Source organism: Shewanella cyperi, assembly GCF_017354985.1.
Classification (GTDB): domain Bacteria; phylum Pseudomonadota; class Gammaproteobacteria; order Enterobacterales; family Shewanellaceae; genus Shewanella; species Shewanella cyperi.
Map to the genome: position 1 here is coordinate 3641123 of NZ_CP071501.1, position 24827 is coordinate 3665949.

Annotated in this window: 26 protein-coding genes; 13 read left to right on the forward strand and 13 right to left on the reverse strand. The window is 56.5% G+C overall.

All coding sequences use genetic code 11. The features are described 5' to 3' along the window. Positions 1-132: 132 nt before the first annotated feature. The 3 genes from JYB84_RS16185 to JYB84_RS16195 all read right to left on the reverse strand — a co-directional run bounded on the left by JYB84_RS16185 (position 133) and on the right by JYB84_RS16195 (position 3148). Positions 133-1380: a malic enzyme-like NAD(P)-binding protein gene (locus JYB84_RS16185; RefSeq protein ID WP_207321042.1), complete on the reverse strand. Its 1248-nt coding sequence runs from the start codon at positions 1378-1380 to the stop codon at positions 133-135. Positions 1381-1818: 438 nt separating this feature from the next. Continuing rightward, the gene (gene rpmE / locus JYB84_RS16190; protein WP_011758567.1) at positions 1819-2031 is read right to left on the reverse strand and encodes a 50S ribosomal protein L31; all 213 of its coding nucleotides are present in this window, start codon (positions 2029-2031) and stop codon (positions 1819-1821) included. A 238-nt stretch (positions 2032-2269) separates the two neighbouring features. Next, positions 2270-3148 carry a FimV/HubP family polar landmark protein gene (locus tag JYB84_RS16195; RefSeq protein WP_207321043.1) on the reverse strand — a complete coding sequence of 293 codons (879 nt, stop codon included), beginning with the start codon at positions 3146-3148 and terminating at the stop codon, positions 2270-2272. A gap of 81 nt (positions 3149-3229) precedes the next feature. On the opposite strand from JYB84_RS16195, the gene priA reads away from it, so the two are divergent. Beyond that, complete coding sequence (priA, locus tag JYB84_RS16200) at positions 3230-5425, forward strand: primosomal protein N' (protein WP_207321044.1); 2196 nt, start codon at positions 3230-3232, stop codon at positions 5423-5425. A 217-nt stretch (positions 5426-5642) separates the two neighbouring features. Continuing rightward, entirely contained in the window at positions 5643-7664 is a 2022-nt protein-coding gene (locus JYB84_RS16205; protein WP_207321045.1) for a TonB-dependent receptor, read from the forward strand. A gap of 165 nt (positions 7665-7829) precedes the next feature. Here the strand turns inward: JYB84_RS16205 and JYB84_RS16210 are convergent, their stop codons facing one another. Next, positions 7830-8354, reverse strand: a complete 525-nt coding sequence (locus tag JYB84_RS16210) for a response regulator transcription factor (protein WP_207321046.1) — start codon at positions 8352-8354, stop codon at positions 7830-7832. After that, positions 8351-9616 carry a sensor histidine kinase gene (locus JYB84_RS16215; RefSeq protein WP_207321047.1) on the reverse strand — a complete coding sequence of 422 codons (1266 nt, stop codon included), beginning with the start codon at positions 9614-9616 and terminating at the stop codon, positions 8351-8353. Before JYB84_RS16215 ends, JYB84_RS16210 begins: the two co-directional genes overlap by 4 nt. Before the next feature lie 202 nt (positions 9617-9818). On the opposite strand from JYB84_RS16215, the gene JYB84_RS16220 reads away from it, so the two are divergent. The 3 genes from JYB84_RS16220 (at position 9819) to JYB84_RS16230 (ending at position 11908) form a co-directional block, all read left to right on the forward strand. After that, complete coding sequence (locus JYB84_RS16220; protein WP_207321048.1) at positions 9819-10304, forward strand: cupin domain-containing protein; 486 nt, start codon at positions 9819-9821, stop codon at positions 10302-10304. Between the two features lie 32 nt (positions 10305-10336). Further along, positions 10337-10624: a YciI family protein gene (locus JYB84_RS16225; protein ID WP_207321049.1), complete on the forward strand. Its 288-nt coding sequence runs from the start codon at positions 10337-10339 to the stop codon at positions 10622-10624. A gap of 1065 nt (positions 10625-11689) precedes the next feature. Further along, on the forward strand, positions 11690-11908 hold the full coding sequence (locus JYB84_RS16230; protein WP_207321050.1) for a hypothetical protein: 219 nt from the start codon (positions 11690-11692) through the stop codon (positions 11906-11908). Between the two features lie 352 nt (positions 11909-12260). Here the strand turns inward: JYB84_RS16230 and JYB84_RS16235 are convergent, their stop codons facing one another. Then, positions 12261-13388 carry an IS110 family RNA-guided transposase gene (locus tag JYB84_RS16235; RefSeq protein WP_207321051.1) on the reverse strand — a complete coding sequence of 376 codons (1128 nt, stop codon included), beginning with the start codon at positions 13386-13388 and terminating at the stop codon, positions 12261-12263. Positions 13389-13519: 131 nt separating this feature from the next. On the opposite strand from JYB84_RS16235, the gene JYB84_RS16240 reads away from it, so the two are divergent. After that, positions 13520-13780 (forward strand): hypothetical protein, encoded by a 261-nt coding sequence (locus JYB84_RS16240; RefSeq protein ID WP_207321052.1) that lies wholly within the window; start codon positions 13520-13522, stop codon positions 13778-13780. A gap of 30 nt (positions 13781-13810) precedes the next feature. Here JYB84_RS16240 and JYB84_RS16245 read toward each other — a convergent pair whose 3' ends face one another. Beyond that, positions 13811-14773, reverse strand: coding sequence for an IS110 family RNA-guided transposase (locus JYB84_RS16245; protein WP_207321053.1), 963 nt, complete (start codon positions 14771-14773; stop codon positions 13811-13813). A 776-nt stretch (positions 14774-15549) separates the two neighbouring features. On the opposite strand from JYB84_RS16245, the gene JYB84_RS16250 reads away from it, so the two are divergent. Further along, the gene (locus JYB84_RS16250) at positions 15550-16095 is read left to right on the forward strand and encodes a TlpA family protein disulfide reductase (RefSeq protein ID WP_207321054.1); all 546 of its coding nucleotides are present in this window, start codon (positions 15550-15552) and stop codon (positions 16093-16095) included. 133 nt (positions 16096-16228) lie between these two features. Here the strand turns inward: JYB84_RS16250 and JYB84_RS16255 are convergent, their stop codons facing one another. Next, positions 16229-16405 (reverse strand): DUF3012 domain-containing protein, encoded by a 177-nt coding sequence (locus tag JYB84_RS16255; RefSeq protein WP_207321055.1) that lies wholly within the window; start codon positions 16403-16405, stop codon positions 16229-16231. Positions 16406-16436: 31 nt separating this feature from the next. Next, positions 16437-16808, reverse strand: a complete 372-nt coding sequence (locus JYB84_RS16260; protein WP_207321056.1) for a SpoIIAA family protein — start codon at positions 16806-16808, stop codon at positions 16437-16439. Between the two features lie 97 nt (positions 16809-16905). Between JYB84_RS16260 and arfB the strand changes: the two genes are divergently transcribed. Next, the gene (gene arfB / locus JYB84_RS16265) at positions 16906-17319 is read left to right on the forward strand and encodes an alternative ribosome rescue aminoacyl-tRNA hydrolase ArfB (protein WP_407696004.1); all 414 of its coding nucleotides are present in this window, start codon (positions 16906-16908) and stop codon (positions 17317-17319) included. Positions 17320-17335: 16 nt separating this feature from the next. Here the strand turns inward: arfB and JYB84_RS16270 are convergent, their stop codons facing one another. Further along, positions 17336-17875 (reverse strand): phosphatase domain-containing putative toxin, encoded by a 540-nt coding sequence (locus tag JYB84_RS16270; RefSeq protein WP_207321057.1) that lies wholly within the window; start codon positions 17873-17875, stop codon positions 17336-17338. Between the two features lie 148 nt (positions 17876-18023). Between JYB84_RS16270 and JYB84_RS16275 the strand changes: the two genes are divergently transcribed. The 4 genes from JYB84_RS16275 to JYB84_RS16290 all read left to right on the forward strand — a co-directional run bounded on the left by JYB84_RS16275 (position 18024) and on the right by JYB84_RS16290 (position 22021). Beyond that, on the forward strand, positions 18024-19640 hold the full coding sequence (locus JYB84_RS16275; protein WP_207321058.1) for an LVIVD repeat-containing protein: 1617 nt from the start codon (positions 18024-18026) through the stop codon (positions 19638-19640). A gap of 156 nt (positions 19641-19796) precedes the next feature. Next, positions 19797-20249, forward strand: coding sequence for a type II 3-dehydroquinate dehydratase (aroQ, locus tag JYB84_RS16280; RefSeq protein WP_207321059.1), 453 nt, complete (start codon positions 19797-19799; stop codon positions 20247-20249). 4 nt (positions 20250-20253) lie between these two features. Continuing rightward, entirely contained in the window at positions 20254-20676 is a 423-nt protein-coding gene (accB, locus tag JYB84_RS16285; protein ID WP_207321060.1) for an acetyl-CoA carboxylase biotin carboxyl carrier protein, read from the forward strand. Between the two features lie 4 nt (positions 20677-20680). After that, complete coding sequence (locus JYB84_RS16290; RefSeq protein ID WP_207321061.1) at positions 20681-22021, forward strand: acetyl-CoA carboxylase biotin carboxylase subunit; 1341 nt, start codon at positions 20681-20683, stop codon at positions 22019-22021. A gap of 8 nt (positions 22022-22029) precedes the next feature. On the opposite strand, the gene JYB84_RS16295 is transcribed toward JYB84_RS16290, so the two are convergent. The 3 genes from JYB84_RS16295 to JYB84_RS16305 all read right to left on the reverse strand — a co-directional run bounded on the left by JYB84_RS16295 (position 22030) and on the right by JYB84_RS16305 (position 24002). After that, positions 22030-23070 (reverse strand): MJ1255/VC2487 family glycosyltransferase, encoded by a 1041-nt coding sequence (locus tag JYB84_RS16295; protein ID WP_207321062.1) that lies wholly within the window; start codon positions 23068-23070, stop codon positions 22030-22032. A 58-nt stretch (positions 23071-23128) separates the two neighbouring features. After that, entirely contained in the window at positions 23129-23641 is a 513-nt protein-coding gene (locus tag JYB84_RS16300; RefSeq protein WP_207321063.1) for a phosphatase PAP2 family protein, read from the reverse strand. 112 nt (positions 23642-23753) lie between these two features. Beyond that, positions 23754-24002, reverse strand: coding sequence for a YgjV family protein (locus tag JYB84_RS16305; protein WP_207321064.1), 249 nt, complete (start codon positions 24000-24002; stop codon positions 23754-23756). A gap of 331 nt (positions 24003-24333) precedes the next feature. On the opposite strand from JYB84_RS16305, the gene rraA reads away from it, so the two are divergent. Further along, positions 24334-24819, forward strand: a complete 486-nt coding sequence (gene rraA, locus JYB84_RS16310) for a ribonuclease E activity regulator RraA (RefSeq protein WP_207321065.1) — start codon at positions 24334-24336, stop codon at positions 24817-24819. Positions 24820-24827: the final 8 nt, after the last annotated feature.

The window sequence follows — 24827 nt, forward strand, 5'->3', positions numbered from 1 at the left end:
TATTGTTCTTATTTGGTTGCCCACCAGGGCGGTTGCCCCAGCTACCCAGAAGGTGGTGTGTACAGGGGTTCCGGCGGAATTATTGAGCACCCAAAAACAAAAGGCAACCTTGAAGGTTGCCTTTGCTGAACATCAGCCGAGGTAGTTTTCCGGCAGGGTTGTCACGGCCGCCACCCCGGACTCTATCGCCGCCTGGGCCACTGCGGTGGCGATTCTTGGCAGCAATCTTGGGTCCATCGGCTTGGGCAGCACGTACTCGGGGCCAAAGCTCAGGCTGCTGACCTTGGGGTAGGCCTTGAGCACCGACTCGGGCACAGGCTCCTTGGCCAGGGCTGCGATGGCGTAAACTGCCGCCAGCTTCATCTCATCGTTAATCCGCGAGGCGCGCACATCCAAAGCACCACGGAAGATAAAGGGGAAACACAGCACGTTGTTGACCTGGTTGGGGTAGTCACTGCGACCAGTGCCCATGATCAGATCTTTACGGATGTCGTGTGCCAGCTCGGGCTTGATCTCGGGATCCGGATTGGAGCAGGCGAAGATCACCGGGTTATCGGCCATCAGCAGCACGTCTTCGGCGCTGAGCACATCGGGACCGGACAGGCCCAGGAACACGTCGGCGCCCCGGATCACGTCCTGCAGGGTACGCTTGTCGGTGTTGTTGGCAAACAGTGCCTTGTACTCGTTCAAATCGTCGCGACGGGTATGGATCACACCCTTGCGGTCCAGCATGTATACGTTCTCACGCTGGGCACCACATTTGACCAGCATGGTCATACAAGCGATGGCGGCGGCACCGGCACCCATACAAACAAATACCGCTTCTTCTATCTTCTTGCCCTGGATTTCCAGCGCGTTGAGCATGCCCGCGGCGGTCACAATGGCGGTACCGTGTTGATCGTCGTGGAATACCGGCACAGAGCAACGCTCGATCAGCTCACGTTCAATCTCGAAACACTCGGGCGCCTTGATGTCTTCCAGGTTGATACCACCGAAAGTGTCGGCAATGGCTTCAACCACATTGATAAATTCTTCCGCGGTGCGGTGTTTTACTTCGATGTCGGTGGCATCTATGTTGGCGAAATGCTTGAACAGCAGCGCCTTGCCTTCCATCACCGGCTTGGAGGCCAAAGGTCCCAGATTACCCAGACCCAGAATGGCGGTACCGTTGGAGATCACCGCCACAGTATTGCCCTTGTTGGTGTAGCGGTAAGCGTCGTTGGGATTGGAGGCAATTTCACGCACCGGCTCGGCCACACCCGGGCTATAGGCCAGGGCAAGGTCCATGCTGGTTGCGGCGGGTTTGGTCAGGCATACCGCCATCTTACCCGGGACCGGAAATTCATGATAATCGAGAGCTTGTTGACGAAGGTCTGCCATTTTTTAATCCTGAAATACGACGAAGAGTTATGTAAAAGCGGCCGAGTCCACTGGGGCTGAGGTGCGGGCGACAACAAAAACCCCTTAGAAACAGGAATAAGATACGCCAATCCGCCGACCGTTTATAGCCAAGATTAACAAATTTCACCGACTTAAGAGGACTAACCACCTGAAAGCGTTATTTTCATAAGTTAACTCAAGAAAACAATTAGCTATCCAATAGTTAACTTTGTAGTTTTAATACGGAAACATTCACACAACACCGGCCTGCAACCGCAAATTAAGCGGGGTTTTGTTTGAAACTTACCAAAGAATATTCCAAAAATGGCCCTTTCAGGGAAATGATCTGCTGCCGCAGTGCCTGGGGGATTTTCGTTGGCGCTGAATGCAAAAAAGGCGCTCGATGAGCGCCTTTTTCTGAATTCATTGCCGAAGCAATTACTTCTTGCCAAGCATACCGAAACGCTTGTTGAACTTGTCGATACGACCGCCGGTGTCAACTACTTTCTGGGTGCCGGTGTAGAATGGGTGACAAGCACCACACACGTCCAGGTGCAGGTCTTTACCTACAGTGGAGTTGATCTTGATAACGTTACCACAAGTACAGGTGGCAGTGATCTGGGCGTATTCAGGATGGATACCTGGTTTCATTTGGGATTACCTCAAGTTAAGGCCATGTCGCTCTTCCAACCCGAAGTCGGACACCACATGCGGTTAATACAGTATGTTCAGGGCGCAGAATGCTACAGCAAAGCACCAATACTGACAAGTATATTATTGCAGCGCCCGGCCAATTTCCGACAGGTCCAAATCCGACCTTGCCCCTTAAGCATCCCCGGTTCGGGCCAACCGGGGATCCCTTGCTGAAGCGACACTTCGGGGCAACAAATTATTGCACTGTCTGCCCTGCTTCTTTGTCGGCGTAAACGCGGCTGGCGACCTTGGGATCCGGGTAACGCCCAAGTAACTCAGTCCCGGGACATTCCAGCCTGGCATCCTTTTTAAGCCCATTGATTTTATTGCGGGTAAAGGCCCCGGGGTTGGCATCAAACAGCGCCAACATGGCACTGTACACATCCACCTGCCACTTGGCGGCATTGCGATTGGCGATGCGCCACAGGGTATCCCCAGCCTGTCGCTCCACCTCACAGTCGCTTGCTGCTGATCTGTTTGCTAAATCAACTGTGGGCTCAGCAATGGCTGCGGCAATCTCAACTTGCGGCGCAAGCTCGGTTTTGGTGGGCGCCTCCTCGGTTTCGACTGACGCTTCCTGAGTTTTGACCGGCGCTTCCTGAATTTTGACCTGTGCTTGCGCACCCCGGGGCTTGGCGGCAGCAACTGAGGCCTGGGTTTCTTTTTCCCGGGATCCTTTTTCCCGGGGTTCTGAGGCCCGGGCAGGCAGGGCATCCTCGGTCAGCTTGGCCGAGGCCCCCGCAAACAGGGGAAACCAGCGGTATTCATGCCATTGATCCACCACATACTCACGCACCAACAAGCGTGCATTGGGATCGCGCACCTCTTCCACCCCGGTCAGCAGCAACATAAAACTGTTCAGGGGCTGCACCATTAATTTTTCTTCGCTTTCGCCCTGTTGCACCACAAATTCCAGTCGGGACAGATCATTGCGTTCGGCAATAATGTTAACCCGCAGCCGTGGATGCTCCCCCAGGGTGAACTGGCTCTTATTGATACTGACATGGGACAACTTGGCCATGGCCGCGCCCGGCAGCAACAGACAACAGAGCAGAACTGGGATCAGGCTTCGCATGGGTGGTTTTCCTCATCTATGGTCTGGTTCGGGAGGTCAACTCTGGTACACTAGCGGCATTCAAAAACAAAGTGTCTGATTATGCCCACATTTGTCGAGGTTGCCCTGCCCGTTCCTTTGCGGCAATCCTTCAGCTATCGACTGCCAGAGCCTTTGGCAGACCGGGCCCTTATTGGTGCCAGGGTCAAGGTCCCCTTTGGTCGGCAACAGCTGATAGGCCTGATAGTGGCACTGACCGACAGCTGTGCGCTGGCCGAGACACAGATTAAAAATGTTATCGAACTACTGGATGACTCGCCGGTATTACCTGATTCACTTTATAAACTAACCCTCTGGTCTGCAAGGTATTACCTCTGCAGTCAGGGACAAATGCTGACCCAGGCCCTGCCGGTGGCGCTGCGAAAGGGCGCCGACGCTGCCCCAAAATCCCGTCAGTCCCTGACCCTTAGCCCCGCCGGAAACGAGGCCGACGCTGCTGTACTCAAGCGCGCACCGGCCCAGAAAAAACTGTTTGAGCGCCTGCTGCAAGGCCCTCTCAGCCTGGATGAATTCAGTGCCATGGAATTCAGCAAGGCCGCCCTTAAGGCCCTGGAAGACAAGGGCTGGATAGCGCGGCTTGAAGAAACAATAGCGCCGGATCTTGGCTGGCGCACTGAGCTCACGCTGGATGAAACACCCCACAGACTGAATCAGGAACAGGCGGTGGCCGTGGCCAGCATCGGTACCCGGGAAGGCTTTCACTGTACCTTGCTCGAGGGGATCACCGGCTCGGGCAAGACCGAGGTCTACCTGGCACTGCTGGAACAGGTACTCAAGGCCGGCAAACAGGCGCTGATCCTGGTGCCCGAGATAGGCCTGACGCCGCAAACCATAGACAGATTCCGGCGCCGTTTCCGGGTACCGCTGGCGGTGATCCACTCCAATCTCACCGACAATCAACGCCTGGACGCCTGGCGCGCCGGACGCAGCGGCGAGGCGGCCATCATTATCGGCACCCGCTCGGCCCTGTTTACCCCCATGGCCTGGCCTGGGATCATCATACTTGATGAAGAGCACGACGCCTCCTTCAAGCAACAGGAAGGGGTTGGCTACCACGCCCGGGATCTGGCGGTGATGCGCGGCCACCTGGAAAATATCCCGGTACTGCTGGGCTCGGCCACCCCGTCGCTGGAAAGCCTGCAAAATGCCCTCGCCGGCCGTTACCACCACTTGCAGTTGGGGGAGCGCGCCGGCGCCGCCAAAAAGGTGCGTCAGGGGATAATCGACATACGTCACCAGCCGCTCAAGGCCGGCATGTCCCAGCCACTGCTGAACGAGATGCGCCAGCATCTGGAGGCCGGCAATCAGGTCTTGCTGTTCCTCAACCGCCGCGGTTTTGCCCCGGCACTGCTGTGCCATGAATGCGGCCACCTGCATGAATGCGATCGCTGCGACGCTTTCTTTACCGTGCACCAGAGCCTGGGGGAAATCCGCTGCCACCACTGCGGCAATCAATATGCCATTCCGCGCCAGTGCCACCAGTGTGGCTCCACCATGCTGATGGGACAGGGCATAGGCACTGAGCAACTGGAGCAGGCGCTGAAACAGGAGTTTCCCCGCTTCCCCGTGGTGCGTATCGACAGGGATACCACCCGGCTCAAGGGCTCACTGGAATCCCACCTGCAAGCGATCCAACGTGGGGATTTTAAGATCCTGGTCGGCACCCAGATGCTGGCCAAGGGCCATCACTTTCCGGATGTGACCCTGGTGGGCCTGCTCGACGTGGACGGCGCCCTGTTCAGTGCCGACTTCCGCGCCCCCGAACGCTTTGGCCAGCTCTACACCCAGGTGGCGGGCCGGGCCGGTCGCGCCGCCAAACCCGGCACAGTGCTGCTGCAAACCCATCAAAGCGACAATCCGCTGCTGCGGGATCTGCTGCACCGGGGCTACGGCGAGTTTGCCCGCAGCCAGTTGGCGGAGCGGCAACAGGCCGCCCTGCCCCCGGCCTGGCACATGGTACTGTTCCGCGCCGAGGCTCACAGGGCCGAGGATGCCGACGCCTTCCTCGCTGCGGTGGCGGCGCTGCTGCCAAATGAGAAAGACTTCGAAATCATAGGCCCGCTGCCGGCGCCCATGGATCGCAAGGCCGGCAAACACAGACGGCAGCTGATATTCCAGGCCCGTCACCGCCAGGGGCTGCAACAGGTATTCGATACCCGTCTGAGTGAAATAGAAGCCCTGCCCGAGGCCAAACGCTGCCGCTGGACCCTGGACCGGGATCCCCAGGACTTGCTCTAAGTCCGCCCTTGGGCAAGTGACAGCCACAAACCATCAGGGCCGAGCCCTCTCCCCACAAGAGTCCTGGGCTTGAGCCCGAACTTGAGTCTGAGTCTGAGTCTGAACTTGAGCCTGAGCTTGAGGGTGCGACAAGCTGTCGCAGATTGCCCCTTAACCTTTGCAGCCCGCTCCCACAATGCAGAGAATCACGCCACCCTATCTTTGCAGAAACAATCAGATGCGCTTTTCACTCTCTCCGCTTTCCCTGGGCATCTTGCCCCTCTTGTGTGCCGCGGCTCAGGCACAAACCATGGACGAAGTGCTGGAGGTGCGCGGTCAAAGGCCATTGAACAGCCTCAGCAGCAGCCCCAAAGACAAGGTGCAGGCCGATCTCGGCGCCCTGCTCAGGGACATGGCCGGTGCCGGCCTCAACAGTAACGGCCCCCTGTCCGGCATTGCCCAATATCGCGGCCTGTTCGGTGACCGGGTTCACCAGGACATAGATGGTCACAGCCACGCGGGCGCGGGTCCCAATGCCATGGACACGCCCCTGAGCTATGGCAGCGGCATACTGACCGAAGCGCTGGAACTGGAACGCGGCATTGCCGACATAGCGCGCGGCACTGATACCCTGGGTGGCAGCCTGCACATTGTTGAGTCCCAGGCGAGGGCGAACGAGTATTCGGTCGGCTTGCGGGGCCAGTATCAGGCCAATGGCGATCAAAGCCGCCTTGGCGCCAAGGCCAATCTGGGCTCAGAGCAGCAGGCGCTGTTACTGTTTGCGGACCAGCAACAAGGGCATACGATCCCCCAAAGCGGCGCGGGCCACAGATTGCTGCCTGGCATTTATCAGCAGACCCAGTTCGGCGCCAAGTACCGCCTGTTCCTGAACGATGAGGATTATCTTGGTCTCGATGCCCGTCATCTGGAAACCGACAACAGCGCCACCCCGGCCCTGCCCATGGACATAGACTATATCCGCAGTGACCGTGTCCACACCGACGGCAGTCACGCCTTGGGTGATTCACGCCTCCAGTGGCAGCTGGGCTATGGCAACGGCCGTCACGGCATGGATAACGACAGCCTGAGGCTGCGAATGCCAACCATGGCCGCCCGCTATAACCAGGCCGACGCCGAGGACTGGCAGGCAAGCATTAAGCTGAGCGACGGCGATTGGCAGTTTGGTCTGGATATCAGCCAGGCCAGGCACAATTCGGTCATTAGCGATCCCAACAATCCCATGTTAAGGGTGGATAACTTTAACGACGTCAGGGATGACAGCTACAGTCTGTTTGGCCAGTGGCAGAGCCTACTTGCCGACTGGCAATGGCAGCTGGGGGCCAGGGTCAAGCACTACCGTTTCGATGCCGACGCGGTCAACCACTCCATGGCCGCCATGAAGCCCGCCATCAAGACCCTGATGGACAGATTTAACCAGGCCGACCGCAACGGCAGCGATACCGGGCTGGACTTGGTGCTGCAGGGCCGCCGCGCCCTTTCAGAAGATCTGGCGGCCGTAGTGGGTCTGGCCCGCAAACAGGCCAATGCCAGCTACCAGCAACGCTTCCTGTGGGTGCCGATGCAGTCCACCGGCGGTTTGGCGGACGGACGCACCTATGTGGGCACACTGGATTTGCAGCTGGAAACCGCCTGGCAATTGGAGCTGGGGCTGGATCTGCAGCAGCAACAATGGCTCCTGAGCCCGCGGCTGTTCGTGCAGCGCATCGACAACTATATCCAGGGCCTGCCGACGGAAGATCCGGCACTGCTGATGGCCGGCGATGCCCATACCCTGGTGTTCAGCAATACCGATGCCCTGCTCTACGGCATGGATCTTCAGGGCGAGCTGAGGCTGACCGAACACTGGCAGCTCATGCTTGCGGCCGCCTATGTCCGCGGTGAGCGCCGGGACGAGGACGGGGATCTGTACCGCATAGCACCACCCAATGCCAATCTGGGCCTGGTCTATAACAGCGGGAATTGGTTTACCGGCATTCACGGCCGGGCGGTGGCGGCCCAGGACAAGGTGTCCGCCGTGCAGCTGGAACAGGCGACTCCGGGGTATTTCACCCTCGACATCAAGGCCGGCTGGCAGGGCAACAACTGGCGCCTGAGCGCCGGGGTCGACAACCTGTTTGACCTTGAATATGCCGACCATCTCGGTGGCTATAACCGGGTCGCCGGTGGCGATGTGCCCGTGGGCGAGCGCCTGCCACAACCGGGGCTCAGCGCCTGGTTGATGGCGGACTATCGCCTGTAAGTGAAGTATCCGTCTTGAGGTTCAATTTTCATCGCAGCGGCAGCGAAACACGCTGAGGGTGTGATATCCACTGCCTTGAACCTGCCCCCGACAGCCTGGCCTGCCGGGGGATTTTTTTATTTCAATGGCGGCAACCAGGCTCCCGCCAAGTTAGCGACATTGGTTTCAGTGAGGCTTTTTCGCCAGTTTGCGTTGCAAGGTACGCCTGTGCATCCCCAGCTGGCGGGCGGTGGCCGACACATTGCCCTCGTTGGCACTGAGCACCTGCTGCAGGTGTTCCCACTCCAGGCGCCTTGGGTTCATGGGTTGCTCGTCCGGCAGCGCCCGCTTTTGGGCATGACCAGTGTGCGGCAACAGGGCCGCCAGCAGGGTTTGGGTATCTGCGGGTTTGGCCAAATAGTTGTCGGCGCCAAGCTTCACCGCCTCTACCGCTGTGGCTATGCTGGCAAAGCCGGTCAGCAGCACTATGGTGGCCTTGGGCAGGCTGGCCCGCAGCGGGGTGATCAGCGACAGTCCATTGCTTTCGGCCAGCTTCATATCCAGCAGCACATGGCTGGGACACCAACGTCTGGCACTGAGCAGGGCCTCGGAAGGCTCGGCGGCATGGTGGCATTCAAAGCCCTGGCGGCTCATGCGCCGGGCGAGCACTCCGGCAAAGGCATTGTCATCCTCAATGATCAGCAGCTTCATGCCTCGGACTCCAATTGCAAATGCACCCTGGCAAGGCCGCCACCCTGGGGAGCGTTGCCCAGGTGCAACTCGCCTCCCAGGCGCTCCAGGCTGGCGTGGCTGAGCAGCAGGGCCAGCCCCAGACCATCCTTGCTTTTCACCGGTTTGGCCCCCAACTGGTGCAAGCGTTCTGGGTCGATTCCGGCCCCCCTATCCCGCACATCCAATTGCAGCCTGTCCGGCCCCGCCAGTCTGGCTTCCAGCCAAATCCCGGCGTCCTGACCTGCGGCCTGGGACGCCTTGGCGCCGTTATCCACCAGGGCCAGCAAGGACGGCAGCAGGCTGACATCCACCTGCAACAGCCGCTTTGCCAGCACGGCATCACAGTCCTGATGCAGCTTGACCCCGGGCATTTGCAGCAGCACCTGTTGCCTGAGCCCGTGGAGCAACTGCGCCACAGTCATGCTTTGTTTGCGCCGCTCGCGAATGGCCTCGGTGGCCTGACGCAGGTCATTGAGGCTGGCTTCGCAACGGCCCATAGCCCGGTCCATTTCCGCCACCACCTCTGCCAAGGGGGCGCCGTCCTTAAGCTCGTCAAGCAACAGCCGCAGACTGGCGAGCGGCGTGGCCAACTGATGACTCATCTGGGCCGATGCCGTGCCCAGGGCCAACAGCTGTTCCTGGCGCAGCTGCGATTCACGCATGGCCGCCAACTCGGCATCGCGACTGCGCAGACGGCGGGCGATCAGTGCAACACTGGTGGTCAGCACCCAGGCAGAGATCAGAAAGTTCAGCCACATCCCCAGGTAATGGGGGCTGAGCAAGGTCCCTTGAGCCGGGCCGTGATGCTGATGACCCTGAGGCTCACCCGAGGCCAGGAACAACATCAGGCTGTAGGCCAGCACAGTCAGCCCAGCGAGACTCCAGGGCGCCCAGGACGGCAGGGTCACGGCGGCGATGGCGATGGGCAACAGCAACAGGGAAATAAAGGCGTTGGTCGCGCCACCACTGAAATAGAGCCAGGCTATCCACAGCACACTGTCCATCAGCAGCACGGCAAACAGGCTGGCGTGGCTGCGCAGCAATTGTTGCCGCAGGCCTATGGTCAGCCCCAGATACGCCAGCTCAAGAGCGAACACATACAGCAAGGGGCCCTGTTGCAAGGTCAGCCCCAGGGCATCGGCACCGACAAAGGTCAGCTGTAACTGCAATACCAGTCCCAACCCCCGCAACAAGGTCAGCTGATCGGCCGCCAGCGGTGGGCTGCTTCGAATAGGGGTCATCAGGTTTGCCTAAAGATCAAAAAATTGGACCATTTTAGCCCAAGGGTCCGAACCAATTCCGGGCTGAAGATCAAAGATGCGTCGCAAATACCTGTGCCGGGTTTCATCCGTTTCTGTGCCAAATAATCATCTCGGCAGAAAGCAGGATTGACAGCCCCAAGGCGTGCACCTAAGTTGGGGAACCTGCCGCGAGGAGCCAGCGATGAAACCCCTTATCAATCTCAATGAACTCAGCGAGTCTTTCCACGACGAACGGGGCAAGTACGCCGACACCTACTACCCCATCAGCGAAAAAATCGGTGCCAAACGCCTGGGGTACAGCCTGTCCGAAGTGCCGCCCGGCAAACGGGTATGTCCCTTTCACAATCACAGGATCAATGAGGAAATGTTTCTGATCCTCGCAGGTACTGGCACGCTGCGCTTCGGTGCCGAGGAATATCAGGTCAAACCCATGGATATCATCGCCTGCCCACCCGGTGGCCGGGATGTCGCTCACCAACTGATCAACACGGGCACCGACACCCTGCGCTATCTGTGTTTGAGCACCAACGACCCCTTTGATATCTGCGAATACCCCGACTCGGACAAAATACTGGCCATGACGGGCGAACAGGGCAACCGCACCCTGAGACACATCAGCCGCGCCGGCGATGCGGTGGACTATTATGACGGCGAAATGGACGACTAACGGCGTCAGCACCCAAGCTTAAGGAGTAAGTTATGTTTATCGTTTCCCTGAGTTATCTGGTCCCTGTGGATCAAGTGGACACCCACCTGGCGGCCCACATGGAATTTCTCGATAAGTTTTATGCCAACGGCACCTTTGTGCTCTCGGGCCGCAAGATCCCCCGCACCGGCGGGGTCCTGCTGGCCCGGGCCAAGGACAGGGACAGTCTCGACGCCATTTTGCAGCAGGATCCCTTCTTCCGTTACGGCATAGCCCGCTTTGATGTCATCGAAATGCAGGTCAGCCGCACGGCCCCAGGATTGGAGTTACTCAAGGAGTAACACAGTTTTTCTCCAGTTGGCTGGCACTGAAACACCAGTGCCAGAATGCGTGTTCCGCTCCTGCCATGGTGCATCCGACATATACTCGAAAGAGAAATGCCAATGTCAGACTGCTCCGCTTTAGCACTGCAAAATCATTGAGTTTATTTAAAAGCAACTCAGAAGTCGGAATGTTGCACTCACCCCGTTCCGACGCTGCCGAGGACGTTACTGAAAATGGCGTGGCGAGGCATGGATGCCGAAGCAGCGCCAGTCGAATCAGGGATGAGCGTCTGGCGCGCTAGCCAATTTTCAGCATAAGGCCGAGGAGTTGTCAGCGTCGGTGGGGTGTCCTTGGGGTTGCAAGGGGCATTGGACAAGCAATGCCCCTTGCCCGGGTGTGGGTTGGAGACCCACGACTTTGTGCCGCTGGCACAGCGGCTATCTTGTGCTTTTGTGCAACTTCAATCCCGGGAAGTACTAAATCACCTGCGGTGCGCTTTCGCACTGCCACACCCGTGACACGGCGTGAATATGTCCCTATAGCCTCCCCTCGCCATCCATGGCTCGGACGGTCACTGGTGCGGCAGTGCTTGATTAAAGGTGTTCCACTCTGGCAATCCTGCCACTTTTGGCAAAGAACTTAATGCGCATTATTTTTTGCTTGCCGAACGGTAGCAGCCTCTGCCAAGATGCTGATTCAAAAAAAATAAAACAAAGTTCAGGGATGAAGAACATCACTTCAACCCGTGCGGTAGCCATGCCTGCTGATCTCCCTAATGGCGCAATGATGCGATGAACGGCGTAAAGCTATACCTATTAGTCAGATACCAAAAGCGCAGCAAGGCTTGTAAAGTGGTTTTATACAGTCATATCTGAGTTTCGGGAGAAAGGTAGCCAAAATGGCTACAAAATTGTGTGCGCTATTGCCGCAACATTTTCAAAAATTAACTAAATATCAGCAAATTAAATTCACTGCGACTTAGATAATTGGTTTGATAACCGCGCATGCGCACTATACAGCTGTTATGTTTTTGAGGAATCATGATAAATAGTGAGGACCACCCCATCGCGTGGGCTCAATTGATGAGTGAACTTGAAGATGCTCACGAGCACCTTGGGAGTCTTATTTCAGAAATGGCCAACGCTGGAAAAATCGACGTGGAATCTTACGCCGTGGATGTGGCGCACATTTATGCACATCTAAATCGTGCGTGGAATACGAGAAACGCCACTGGCGAAGTCACAGACAAGGAATGGGAGGATGGGCGGTTATACCCCAAAGATCTGGAGCCACTCGCCTAGCCATGAAACATAACCAAGCCATTAAGTACGCTCCCTTCGGTCGCCCGACGCTCGCAAGTTCGCGCGGCTTATGGCGGCGTTGATATGATTTCCTTTGTCAAATAGATAATAGTGTCCTTACCGGAGGGCCAAAAACGCTCCGGTAAGGACACTCTGGCAGTCGGGCTTGGGCAAGTAAGTGTCGGCGGTTGACCTTGCTGATATCCGCGAGTTTGGTTATTCGCATTACTTGTGTTCGCCGCAGGAGCCTTGCCTCAGTCTAGGAGCGCGGATGTGACCGCTTAACGCCCTCGAGGGTTGCTCGCACCGCTGCCGCAGCCCGGTACTGCCAGAGTGATTGCTTAAATCAGCTTCAGAACGCTTGTATTGGTTTCTCGGCGTCAAAGCCCTGCGCCAGGTCCCAGATGTAACCGGTCAGCTCCCGTGCCACCGCAGTGACCACCTTGTTGTACTCTTTGCCCCGCGCCTTCAGGGCATGGAACCGTCGGCACAGGCGTTGCTGCACTTCCCAGGAGCGGGTTTGCAACTTGATGGAATGCGCCTGCTGACGACTTTCCAGCTCCCGCGAGACCCGGGCTGGAAATCGATAGGCCCACGCCGATTCGATTAAGATGCGCCTGGCATGACCATTGCCACATTTGGTGATACCACCCCTTCGTTCCCGCTGGCCACTGGAGCGTTCACTGGGTGTCAGGCCGACAAAGTTCATTAAGGAACGCGGCGAGGCAAAGCGCCGCAGGTCACCCAGCTCGGCCAACAAGGTCATGGCGGACAGAAAACGCACGCCCCGCAGCACCGTCAGGCGCTGCACCAGCGGATACCAGCGCCAGCTTTCAGCCAGGCTTTGCAGTTCTAACTCCAGCCGCTGCAAGCGCTCATAGCGCTCGGTCACGGTGTGGATGTAATGCTGGAAGGTAATTTTGCTGGCACTTTCCGGGAAGCTGATATCCGCCAGATGACGCCGATAGGCTTCGGTCCAGTGTTGGCGACCGCTGCAGGGGTGGCCATGACGCAGCAGGAAGGATTTCAGCCGTTGCCGCGCCTGACGCAAGTCGAGCATGGCATCCTCCCGGCAGCGGATAAGGTCGCGGATGGCCTCGTCCCGTTCGTCCGGAACATAGATAGACTTCAAGTCACCACTGCGGGCCAGTCTGGCCAAGGTCATGGCATCGCGTTTATCGGTTTTAACTCTGTCTCCCGGGGCCTTGGGGATGAGCGCCGGCGCTACCACCCAGCATTCAATGCCACGGCGCAACAGATGACGATAGAGCCAGAAACCGCAGGGACCGGCTTCATAAATGACGCACAGCTTGCTGGCTTTGGCTGTTTGGTTTTTAAAGAGTTTATTAAGTGAACGCAGGTTGGTTGGAACTGTGCCATGGTAGTGCACTGTGTCAGCCGGCTTATCAGAAACCCAGGCCACGTCAGTGGTCTCCTTGTGCACGTCCAAACCGATAAAAAGTGTGTTAGCTTTAGACATGTCGGCCTCCTGTAATTGTTTGCCTATTGGATCAACAAACAGTGTGGCTCTGGTTTAACTAACCCACGAGAAAACACGGAGGCCGACACCTGCACAGGGAATCATTATGTCTAAGCATACAAGGAGCGTCAGTGCCTATTGGTGAAATTGCGGGAGAATTACTTGGCGGTGTGTTTAGGATTCTAGGCCACTTCCTGATAGAAATAGTCCTAGAAGTATTAATTAAAGGTCTGGGGTATTTGATTTGTAGACCGTTCTCAAAGTCAATTAGCCCAGACGGCATCTTGGTTATTGTGGTTGGTCTGCTGGCATGGGCAGCAATAGGCGTAGGGATATTAATCACCTTTAGCCACTTTCATTCGATGGAAACTGGAGTGGGAATAAATGCTTAACAAGTGACTGTGGCATTCCGTCAATATTTATTACGCCAATTCAGGTGATTTTTCGCCCCACCGAGTCCCGTTTTTCATCATGGTGTTGAGCGTGACCAAGAGCTTCCGCATGCAGGCTATCAATGCCACCTTGGGCAGTTTTCCCTGGGCCTTTAAATGTTCATAGTAGCATTTGAAAACCGGATTGCACTGGATGGCTGACATCATGGCCATAAACATCACGGTTCGCACCCTGGCTCGACCTCCGCGAATACGGCGTTTACCTGTGTAACTGCCGCTCTCGCGGCTCATGGGGGCAACGCCTGCCAGCGCGGCGATTTCTTTGCGGTTGAGTTTGCCAAGCTCGGGTAAGTCGCTAAGTAAGGTGTATGCCAATACCTTGCCTACCCCGGGAACGCTGGTCAGTATGTCGGCTTTTTCACGCCAGCCTTTGAATTGCATGACCAGGGTATCCAACTGCTTGGTGAGTGTGTCTATCTGCTTTTCAAGGCTTTTGAGCATGGCTTTGATAGAAGCGTGTAGTGGCTTTGGCAGGATTTGCAGGCGATTTTTCTCCATGGTGGACATCTCCAGTAATTGGGTGCGTCTGACGAGTAAGTCTTTGACCAACCTGGATTGTTCATCTGGAATGGGCTTAATTTCTGGCTTGAGCGTGGCGCCAAACTGCGCCAGGACGCCGGCATCCAGCTTATCGGTTTTGGCGAGGACTCCTATCGCCTGAGCAAAGCGTCTGACCTGAATTGGATTGACCACCACGACCGGCAATCCGGCTTTATCACAGGCAAACACAAAGGCGTGTTCATAGCGGCCTGTGGCTTCAGTGACAATGCGACTGATGCGGTGGGATTGCAGTAATACAATAACCTTTTGGATCTCTGCTGCTTCATTGGCAACGGTGAAATGCAGATTCAACGGGTAAAGCATGATGTCGAGTTTGGACTTGCTGACGTCCACTCCGACCGTGATTTCAGATTGGATTTCCGTGTTATTCATAATAAGCTGACTCTGCCTTGCTATACGGGCTCGAGGCCCCGATGACTGTTCGAGTTGTCGCTAAAGAGTCATGCAACGCTGCACACTTGTTACCGGTCTCTCGCAAGAGGAGCCTGCGCTAAATCGAGCTGCTGCATGAAGGCCCTCAATGGCCGTTGAGGGTGGGCCTCAATTTACCCAAAAACACACGGAATGAACCATACAAGTTGTTCAAGGTTACTTCGCCAGCCAAGGCTAGCTCTGTGGAACTGGCGCGTGGCGCCATGAAGAGTCAACAGGCATGATAATCAAAAATTTAATAAAAATGTTCAGTGACGTTCATGGAATGCCTCTTTTGTTTTTGTTTTAACATCGGCTTAATTCCTTAACTTACACAGCTATTTTGTTGTTTTTATTTTGGCCCTGGCCGAATGCAACATACTCATTGAATGGGCGAGAATTAAACTACTCAGAGTTTTGGTCTACCGGATTGGCGCCAGCGTTCATGATCTTCAGCAGCATCATGGTATCCATTTGTATTGCCACTGTTAACCGAAAGAAAGTTGGTCTTTGCGGAGCATTTTTATATTGGGCTTCTCTGATCGCCTTTCTGTGCTTTCACACCCTAACAGGCGCAGTTATTGGCTGTCTATTGATAGCATTATGGGCTTGGTATGTTCTCTCCAACGCAAAACTTAGGCAGTATTTTGCACCTGGCAACGCATAACCAGTTGCTCAAGTTTACTCCGCCAGCCCCTCCTTAAAACGTTATGAGCCATCCAGACCCGGGGTTTAGCATGAAAAAATGGATTTATTTATCACTCGCAACAGCAATTTTCGTTGCAATATTCGGCGCATGGCAATTAGGTTTCTTCGCAAAAAACTTCGATGACATTAAAGGGAAAACCATTCAAAGCGTTGCACTTCAAGACTTATATGGAAACTCCAAGTCATTTAACGAATTAGAAAATAGCGAAACCGTCATTTATTTTTTTGCATCTTGGTGTGCGCCCTGCTTTAAAACGCTAAAGCAACTGCAAACACTTAATAACAAAAGCCAATTTAAAATTAATCTACTCGCAGTAGCCTTGGACAAAGATATAGATGGTGTCAAAAACATGATCCGTCGCGCTAACTACTCAGGTGATGTTTGGCTAGTTAAAGAAGGCACAACGGCTTTACAACAAAAATGGTTCGGTAACGAAAAGCGGGCTGTACCCTATGTAATAAAACTAAATCAAGAAACAGAAATTTTAGAAAGCTCTTACACTATTAAAAGTGACGAGGATTGGCTTTCGGTGTTAGTAAACGGTAGTAGCTTAAATGCGCGAGATGGCTTATAACAAGTTAAATCATCGGAAAACCATTCGTAGGGCATAACCCAAAAGCGCTCGCGTTCTCCGCTGTTTAAAGCGTTAATCTTCAATCAAAAACAAAAGGCACCCTGGGGTGCCTTTTTGCTATTCCTGCGTCGGATTACTTGAACACGCAGTGCTTGGCGTAATCGGACGCCTCGTTGGCGGTCCAGTCACCTTTTGGCTTTTCTTTCATCATCTTGCACCAGGCTTCGCTGCCCACTTCAGGGGTACAGGCGCCCAGGGCTGCCACCATGGCCACGGCGGCCAGCAGCTTGAAATAAGTTTTACTCAGCATTGTGCTTCCTCTTCAATTCTTTTGCATTGCCTCAGCCACGCACGGCCGAGCGCTTGATAATCCATTCCACTGCCCTGGGCTTTTGCTCCAGCGGAAACCAGGCGACTTCACCGCTGACGAACGGGCCCAGCAAACGCACGGCATTGCCGACCCAATCCGGACCACCGACAAACACCAGGGCATCGAACGGCGGTAATTGTACCTCACCGGGGCCGGAAAGCGACAATTGCTCCCAACCTTCCAGCAACACATCGGCCTCGATATAGAGACACACCTGGCCCCAGTTTTCCCGGTAACTCTTAATGGCGGGCTGCAATCGGGTGCGATAATCCTGGGCCGACAGGCGACCGCTGGCAAAAAGACTGATAACACCCTTAGCAATATCCGGGATCTGGCATAACATAGAGGCTCTCCGAGGGAAAACAAACGCCGGCCAATGGCTAGGCGGGTCGGCCAATCATAGCAAATCCCTTGTCAGCCATTAACTGCAAAGCATGTCCATGATCACAATATCGCAAAGGGTTGTCATTCAGGAGCAGGAAATCGAGTGGCAATTTATCCGCTCCAGCGGCGCCGGGGGCCAGAATGTCAACAAGGTGTCCACCTGTGCCCAGCTGATCTTCGATATCCGCGTCTCATCCCTGCCCGACTTTTACAAGGAGCGCCTGCTGGCCAAAAGCGATCACCGCATCAGCCAGAGCGGCAAGATCATTATCAAGTGCCAGGACAGTCGCAGTCAGGAGGCCAATCGCCAGACCGCGCTGGCGCAATTTATCGAACTGGTGCGTTCGGTCAATGTGGTGCAGAAAAAACGTATTCCCACCAAGGCCAGCCGCTCCAGCCAGAAAAAGCGGGTCGACAGCAAGAAGCAACGCGGTGCCACCAAGGCGATGCGGGGCAAGGTCGGGGTTTAGCTCACATAACAAAAAGTCAAAGCTGTTCCAGACTGAGTACCAGATTCCAATAGATGGGATGAAAGCCGTAGCCGCCGTGAATAAACTCTGTGATAGCGTCGGCCTTGGACCAGCCCTGCTCCAGGATCCGGTAGGCCGCCACCACGGCGCCGGTGCGATCCGAACCATGCCAGCAATGCACCAACGTCTGCTCATTGGTGGCTGAGATATAGGCTACCGCCTCGCGCAGCTGCGCCGGTGTCACCTCGGCGGCATTCATGGGCATACGTTTCAGGCTGAGACGTGCATCCCGGGTTAGCCGGCCGTCATCATGGTACTGGCGCAGGTTGAGCACCCGGCTCACCCCCTGCTCCGCCAGCACGGCAAAATCCGCTCTGGACGGCTGGGCGCAGCGAATAAGGCGGGCATCGATGCGAAAACAATTGTCGAGCCCTTCCAGTCTTTCCTCGGGCAGTACCGGGGAAGCCAAAGGCTGGGCCCATTGAGCGGGGCGCACCTGCGGCGCAACATAGGCAGAGTTTTCCGGCAGACTGCCGCAGCCGGGCAAGGACAGCATTACCAGCCAGACGAATAAAGTTAACCGCCGCACATTTCCGTTCACAGCCTCATGCTCCCCGCCTGCTTTGCTTACATTCCCCGAGGGAACTGGTTATACTCGGTCGTTAAATTAATGTGGCAAGCCTTTTAAATCAATGGTTAATAACATGGACGTAGATTTCAAGCACCGAATCGCCCCCCTGCTGGCATTGGCGTTAATACTGCTGCCCGGCTGCAATTCAACCCCGCGTCAGGTCAAGCCCGCAGTCCAAAGTCAGCAACCCCAGATAGTCAGGGTGCGCGATATCGGCAGCCAATTACCGACAGCCACAGCCAAACTCAGCAAACTCACAAGCGATGGCCTGATTTACCCGGGCGAGCTGCTGGCCATCGAAGGAAATATTCCGGCCGATGCACAAATCCAGATAGACGGCCAAGTGATGCCCAAGTTGCAGCAACTGGGTAAGGCCGTGCTGATAAGGGTGCCGGCGGAGTTGGCAGCGGGCCAAGCGCACCGTTTAAGTGTCAGCAATGCCCAAGGCGTGGCCCAGTGGGAATTCTTTAGCCGCCATTACATCATTGCGACGGACACAGATGCCAATCGGCTGCAATTTATGCGCACCGATCCCAAGGCCAAGGGCCTTATCGAAATGGATTCCGCCTATGATATGACCCTGGAGCTGAAGCGGGCCATGTTTACCCAGATCTCTCCCAGCCATGCCTATCTGTATGCGTTCGGGATCGACGGCAGAGAGCGCGCCGCCAACGACACCGGTAAGCAATACCATGTGTTGCTGCAGATAATCGACCTGACAGCACCGGGCCAGCCCGCCCTGTTGAAGGAAATCCCGCTGGAGTTACAGTCACAGCCCACGGCCGTGGCCCGTAATGGTCAGCAGATGATACTGCTGGGTGCCAAGGATCTGGCCATACTGGATGTGAGTGATGAGCTTGCCCCCAAGGTCATCAGCCGCATGTCGCTGCCAGGCGACAGGGGCAATGAAATGTATCTCGATGTGCTGTTCCTGCAAGACGGCCGCCGCGCCGCTGTGCTGGAGGCCATCAATAACCAGGTGTTGCTGCTCGATACCGAAAATCCACAGCAGCCAAGGGAACTTAGCCGACTGCAGCTGTTTAAAGATGCCACAGTGCCGCTGTTGGTGGACCTTGAGCGGGATCCCCGGGATCCCAACCGCTTTTGGGCCTTGGCAGGAGCCAATCTCAGGGTCGTCAGCACCAAGGCCAAGGATTTGTATCACAACCTGTTTGGCGACGACGACACAACAGCCAGCGAAGCGATTCCCGAAATGCTGCAGCTCTTAAGCATCAACAACGACAGACTGGAGCCGGGGCAAAGCATCACACTGCCGGACAATTTTGTGCCCTTTTATGCCGCAGCGGGTGAAGACAACCGCCTCTATGTGTCCGGTATCAACGGCGAGTTGCTGGACTTCCACGATCTGAGCCTCGACAGCACCCTGATAAAACAACTGTTTGGCGGCCTGCTGGGAACAGTGCAGTTCGGCCGGATATTGGCGGTGGACACAAAGACCTCACAGGTGAGCAATCACGCCAAGGGCCTGGGACTCTACTACCACCTGACCTATAACGACGATCTTGGCCCGGTGTTCGCCCTGTATAAGCTGTCGGGCAAGATCTTTGCCCCCTTTGTCAAAGTGAAATGGGGTGTGGGCGTTAACAGTCGCGGGACCTTTGCCATACGCGAAGGCAGCGCCACCAGCATATTCCCGCCTTATTCCGTGGGCCATGTCAGCATTCAATGATCCCTGGATGGGCCGGCGCCGTTCGGGTAAAGATGAGAAAATTGAGTGGACCCGGGCGGCCTAATTCCGGTATTGGCGGTTGAAAATACCCTGAACATTGGCGATATTGGGTCCTTCGGCGCCCGGTCGCCGGCAACATAATCAAAAGGATATCCCATGCCTTCGTCACCCGAGCCCAAAATCCTGCTTATCAACGGCCCCAACCTTAATTTGCTTGGCAAACGGGAACCCGGGATCTATGGCAGCCTGACCCTGGCGGAAATTGTCAGCGGACTGGAGGTCGAGGCCAAGGCTGCCGGTGTGCAATTGCAGCATATCCAGGCCAATGCCGAGCACCTGTTGATTGAGGCTATCCATGCCAGCGACGCCGATATGATCATTATCAACCCCGCCGCCTTTACCCACAGCAGCGTGGCGCTGCGGGACGCCCTTCTGGGTGTCGGTATCCCCTTTATTGAAGTGCACCTGTCCAATATTCATGCCCGCGAGCCCTTCAGGCACCACTCCTATTTTTCCGATAAGGCGGTGGGAGTGATTTTGGGCCTTGGGCCCCAGGGTTATTCACTGGCCCTACAGGCGGCCGTCGCCCGCATCAAGGCGGGGAACTGACACCATGGATATCCGCAAGATCAAAAAACTCATCGAGATGGTCACCGAAGCGGGCATTCAGGAGCTGGAGGTTAAAGAGGGTGAAACTTCGGTGCGCATAGTGCGCCAGGGCAACCAAGGCACCGCTGCTATTCCGGCAGCACAGCAACCGGCTCCCAAGACGCCCCAACCGAGCGACGGACGGCAGCGGGTACTGTCCCCCATGGTCGGCACCTTTTACCGGGGCCCCAGCCCGGAGGCCAAACCCTTTGTGGAGCTGGGCACCCAGGTGAGCCGTGGCGATACCCTGGCCGTGATTGAAGCCATGAAGATGCTGAACCAGATTGCCGCCGACTGTGATGGCATAGTCAGCGCCATCCTGGTGGACAATGGCGCCACTGTGGAATTCGATCAGCCCCTGTTTATCCTGGAGCCCTTGCGGGAATAGCGCCATGGCCCAATTCCGGCGGGTACTGGTGGCCAACCGTGGTGAAATCGCGGTTCGCATCATCCGCGCCTGCCGCCAGTTGGGGTTGGAAACCCTGGCGGTTTTTTCCAGCGCCGATCGCCACAGCCTGCACGTACAACTTGCCGATAGTGCCCTTTGTATCGGCCCCCCGGCCGCCAAAGACAGCTACCTCAATATCCCCGCCCTGCTGACCGCCGCCCGCCTTGGTGGTGCAGATGCGGTGCACCCGGGCTATGGCTTCCTGGCCGAGAGTCCCGCATTTGCCGAGGCCGTGTGCCGTTCGGGCCTGACCTTTATTGGCCCGGATGCGGCCGTGATGGCACGGCTCGGCGACAAACTCAGCGCCCGCCAGACCATGGCCGGGCTGGGTTTGCCACTGATCCCCGGCTCGGACGGTGCTATCACCTCAATGGAACAGGCAAAGCACCTGGCGCAGAAACTGGGTTATCCGCTGATCATCAAGGCCAGTGCCGGTGGAGGTGGCCGCGGCATGAAAGTCGTATCCGGGCCGACCGAGCTGGAGCAGGCGCTGGCACTCACCCGTGCCGAGGCCAAGGCCAGTTTCGGCAACGACAGCCTGTACCTGGAACGCTACCTGACCACACCCCGCCACATCGAATTTCAATTGCTGTGCGATGGCAAGGCCGCACTGTGCCTGGGCAGCCGCGACTGCTCGGCCCAGCGGCGCCATCAAAAGCTGATCGAAGAGGCTCCGGCACCGGGGCTGGATGCCGCAGAAAGCGCCCGTATTTCGGCACTGTGCGAACAGGCCTGCGTGGAGCTCGGCTATTGCGGCGTGGCAACCTTCGAATTTCTGTACCAGGACGGGCGGTTCTTTTTTATCGAAGTGAATACCCGCATCCAGGTGGAGCACACTGTCACCGAGATGGTAACCGGAATCGATTTGCTGGCCTGGCAACTCAAGCTCGCCCGCGGCGAACCGCTGCCACCGCGCTCGGTGCTGAAGCCCAGCGGCCATGCCATAGAGTGTCGCATCAATGCCGAAGATCCGCTGCGGCAATTGCCGGGCACAGGCACTGTGACCGGACTTCGCCTTCCCGGCGGCCCCGGCATCCGCTGGGATTCACACCTGTATCCCGGTTATGAAATCCCCTGCCAATACGACTCCCTGGTGGGCAAACTTATCGCCTGGGGCGAGGACCGTCCCCAGGCATTACGCCGACTGCAACAGGCGCTGGCGGAGCTGGACATCAAAGGCATTCACAACAACATCACTTTGCAGCGGCGCTTGTTGGTAAGCCCTGAGCTGGCGCAGCAGATGCCGGACATTCATTTTGTCGAGCGCCTGCTAGAAACCCAGTAAAACGCCCATCAGCGCCAGGTTTCCGGTAAGTCCACCTGAGCCCACAGCCCATCGCAAAGGCTGCGGCTGTCATGCCAATTGCCACCCTTGAGCCATTCCACCAGCGCATCACCCACTCCGGGATAGGCCACGGGTCTGGGCTGGGGCGCCTTGAGCCAGTGGCGCAGTGCATCCTGACTGAGGTGCATCATGCTGTGGGCTGCCCCCAGGAGTTGCAGCGCAGCCACATTGGACAACTGTTCAAACTGGCCAATCAGCGGTTTCACCAGCAGCTTTTTGCCGAGGGTCAGGGCTTCGCTGGCCAGCTCGAACCCGGCATTGCCTATTACGCCGCCACATTGGGCCATGTCCGCCCTGAATCCCTCGCGGTTAAAGCCATGCCAGACTATGTGTTCCGGCGGCGTCTGTGCCGGTGCTGCGGCGTGATACACCAGAAAACGGTAGCCATCGAAAGGTGCCAGCAGCGCCACTATGTCCGCGGGCGCTTCAAAGGGCAGGTACACCAGGATGTCATGGCTGTGCTCGGCCTGGACCCGGTCCACATCGACAAAGGGCGGCAGGATCGGAAAACCGAAGTGATGCCAATGGCATCCCAAAGCCACGTCGGCGGGGGCGAAGTAGTTGAGCAGCATTTCGTTCCACCAGGTATTGCCCACCTTGGGAACCGGAAAACGCAGCGCAGCCTGGTGACTGATCCCTATGGACGGCACCTTCTGCCGCCTCGCCGCCCAGGCGCTGACGGGCTCAAAATCGTTGAGCACCAGATCGTAACCCGAGAGATCCAGCTCGCGGATTTCTCCCCAGAACCTGGGGGGCAGATTGTGCTTAAGGGTCCTGGGCACGCTGATGCTGCCGGCATGGGTCACAAAGGTGAGCCCCTGTTTGACCTGAAAATCACCAAAGGCCTGCATATCGAAGAACTGCTCCCGTTTACGGCCGCTGAACAGGAAATCCACTTCGATATCGCTGTTGGCCAACGCCTTGGCCATCACCCGGGCGCGGCTTAAATGACCATTACCTGTGCCCTGAACCCCGTAGAGTATTTTCATTGCTTATCCTGAATTTAGTGGGCCTGACATCGACGGGCCCGGGTTAAATGGGCTTGCGCTAGATGTAATGACTTGCCAGCAGTACAGACCCCAGCCCCAAGAGGGCGCCGGCGCCGATATCCAGTGGGAAATGCACGCCGAGGGCAATGCGCGACAACCCCACGGCCAGGGCCCAAAGGAAGGCCGGCGCCGCCAGTTGCGGGTAAATGTGCTGCACCGAGGCCGCCATCACGAAAGCGGCAGCGGTATGGCCCGAAGGCAGACTGAACTTATCCGAAGGTTCGAAACGGCAATGCCCGCCTATGGCCAGATGGCAGGGCCGGGTGCGGCGGATGCTGTGTTTGAGCAGCAGGTACAGGGGTAACTCGATGAGAAAGGCCACCAGGGCCAGGTTGAACAGGCTTTGGCCCTGACTGTGGGTTAGCAGCAGGCCCACAAACAGGTACAGATAGAGAGGTCCGTCACCCGAGGCCGAAATACGCAGGGCCAGCGGCTCCAAGCCATGCTCCCGGCTAATGTCGACTATCAGGCGATAACCACGTTTGTCCAGTTCGGCAATCTTGTCTTTCACAGAGGCAGTACCCCAGCTGAAACCCTATGGTTCCTCCGGATTCTGGCTCTGGGCTGTGACGGGCAGGTGACACCTGCCCGAAGTTTTTATGACACTTTTCGCTGAACGGGGATCAGGCCGCGACGGCAACCTGGGGCTTGTTGCGGTAGATTTTGATCAGGTGGTAGATATTGATGCAGGCAACAAAGGCATTCATGCCCGCCACCGGCCAGGCGGTGATGGCAACGCCATAGACCACGAACAGGCTACAGCCGACAAAGTTAAGCCATCGCAGCCAGATGATATCTTTCATCATCAGCGAAATAGCCACCATGACTGAGGCGGCATAGCCTATAATTTCAATCAGATTCAGAGCTTCCATAAGGCACCTCGTTTAAGGCCCTCTGCCTTCCTTGAGCTTAATGGGGGGTCCGTGCCCCTAAAGCAGATATAACTGTGGAGTGGGGATCAGCAGCTATGCTAGCAAATCGGCCCCCAGAGTTGTAATAAAAAACCGTTATATAATGACAGGAATCATGTTTTGGCGATTTTTGCGCCACCCGTGTTGAAATTTTACGACGGACGGCTGACAGGGAGGGCGACAATTGCGTGATTGATAACACTTTTCTTTTGAAGATTCCCTTATATACTGGCAAGAGTTTGTTTTATACCAGCCTAACAGCCTGATTTTCGGGCGCTACAGGAGTGTCACTATGGAATACAACACCTCAGAATTATGCGACATGTATTTGGACGTCGTGGATGTGGTTGAGCCCATGTTCAGTAATTACGGTGGTTGTAGCTCATTCGGCGGGTCCATCAGCACCATCAAGTGCTTCGAGGACAATGGTCTTATTGCCGATGTGTTGGCCGAAGACGGTGAAGGCAAGGTATTGCTGGTTGATGGCGGCGGCTCGCTGCGACGGGCATTGATCGATGCCAGCATCGCCGAGATTGCGGTCAACAACAATTGGGAAGGCATCATAGTTTACGGCAGTGTGCGCGATGTGGATGCCCTGGAGGATCTCGACATTGGTATCCAGGCCCTGGCGTCCATCCCGGTGGGTGCCGATGGCAACGGCGTCGGTGAAGTGGAAATCCCGGTGAATTTCGGTGGTGTCACCTTCCTCCCCGGCGACCATGTGTATGCCGACAACACAGGCATCATACTGTCACCCGAGCCCCTTGATATAGAATAAGGGTCAGG

Coding starts and splice junctions, on each gene's coding strand:
- JYB84_RS16185 (WP_207321042.1), bottom strand. CDS start 1,380: ATGGCAGACCTTCGTCAACAAGCTCTCGATTATCATGAATTTCCGGTC.
- rpmE (WP_011758567.1), bottom strand. CDS start 2,031: ATGAAACCAGGTATCCATCCTGAATACGCCCAGATCACTGCCACCTGT.
- JYB84_RS16195 (WP_207321043.1), bottom strand. CDS start 3,148: ATGCGAAGCCTGATCCCAGTTCTGCTCTGTTGTCTGTTGCTGCCGGGC.
- priA (WP_207321044.1), top strand. CDS start 3,230: ATGCCCACATTTGTCGAGGTTGCCCTGCCCGTTCCTTTGCGGCAATCC.
- JYB84_RS16205 (WP_207321045.1), top strand. CDS start 5,643: ATGCGCTTTTCACTCTCTCCGCTTTCCCTGGGCATCTTGCCCCTCTTG.
- JYB84_RS16210 (WP_207321046.1), bottom strand. CDS start 8,354: ATGAAGCTGCTGATCATTGAGGATGACAATGCCTTTGCCGGAGTGCTC.
- JYB84_RS16215 (WP_207321047.1), bottom strand. CDS start 9,616: ATGACCCCTATTCGAAGCAGCCCACCGCTGGCGGCCGATCAGCTGACC.
- JYB84_RS16220 (WP_207321048.1), top strand. CDS start 9,819: ATGAAACCCCTTATCAATCTCAATGAACTCAGCGAGTCTTTCCACGAC.
- JYB84_RS16225 (WP_207321049.1), top strand. CDS start 10,337: ATGTTTATCGTTTCCCTGAGTTATCTGGTCCCTGTGGATCAAGTGGAC.
- JYB84_RS16230 (WP_207321050.1), top strand. CDS start 11,690: ATGAGTGAACTTGAAGATGCTCACGAGCACCTTGGGAGTCTTATTTCA.
- JYB84_RS16235 (WP_207321051.1), bottom strand. CDS start 13,388: ATGTCTAAAGCTAACACACTTTTTATCGGTTTGGACGTGCACAAGGAG.
- JYB84_RS16245 (WP_207321053.1), bottom strand. CDS start 14,773: ATGAATAACACGGAAATCCAATCTGAAATCACGGTCGGAGTGGACGTC.
- JYB84_RS16250 (WP_207321054.1), top strand. CDS start 15,550: ATGAAAAAATGGATTTATTTATCACTCGCAACAGCAATTTTCGTTGCA.
- JYB84_RS16255 (WP_207321055.1), bottom strand. CDS start 16,405: ATGCTGAGTAAAACTTATTTCAAGCTGCTGGCCGCCGTGGCCATGGTG.
- JYB84_RS16260 (WP_207321056.1), bottom strand. CDS start 16,808: ATGTTATGCCAGATCCCGGATATTGCTAAGGGTGTTATCAGTCTTTTT.
- arfB (WP_407696004.1), top strand. CDS start 16,906: ATGATCACAATATCGCAAAGGGTTGTCATTCAGGAGCAGGAAATCGAG.
- JYB84_RS16270 (WP_207321057.1), bottom strand. CDS start 17,875: ATGCTGTCCTTGCCCGGCTGCGGCAGTCTGCCGGAAAACTCTGCCTAT.
- JYB84_RS16275 (WP_207321058.1), top strand. CDS start 18,024: ATGGACGTAGATTTCAAGCACCGAATCGCCCCCCTGCTGGCATTGGCG.
- aroQ (WP_207321059.1), top strand. CDS start 19,797: ATGCCTTCGTCACCCGAGCCCAAAATCCTGCTTATCAACGGCCCCAAC.
- accB (WP_207321060.1), top strand. CDS start 20,254: ATGGATATCCGCAAGATCAAAAAACTCATCGAGATGGTCACCGAAGCG.
- JYB84_RS16290 (WP_207321061.1), top strand. CDS start 20,681: ATGGCCCAATTCCGGCGGGTACTGGTGGCCAACCGTGGTGAAATCGCG.
- JYB84_RS16295 (WP_207321062.1), bottom strand. CDS start 23,070: ATGAAAATACTCTACGGGGTTCAGGGCACAGGTAATGGTCATTTAAGC.
- JYB84_RS16305 (WP_207321064.1), bottom strand. CDS start 24,002: ATGGAAGCTCTGAATCTGATTGAAATTATAGGCTATGCCGCCTCAGTC.
- rraA (WP_207321065.1), top strand. CDS start 24,334: ATGGAATACAACACCTCAGAATTATGCGACATGTATTTGGACGTCGTG.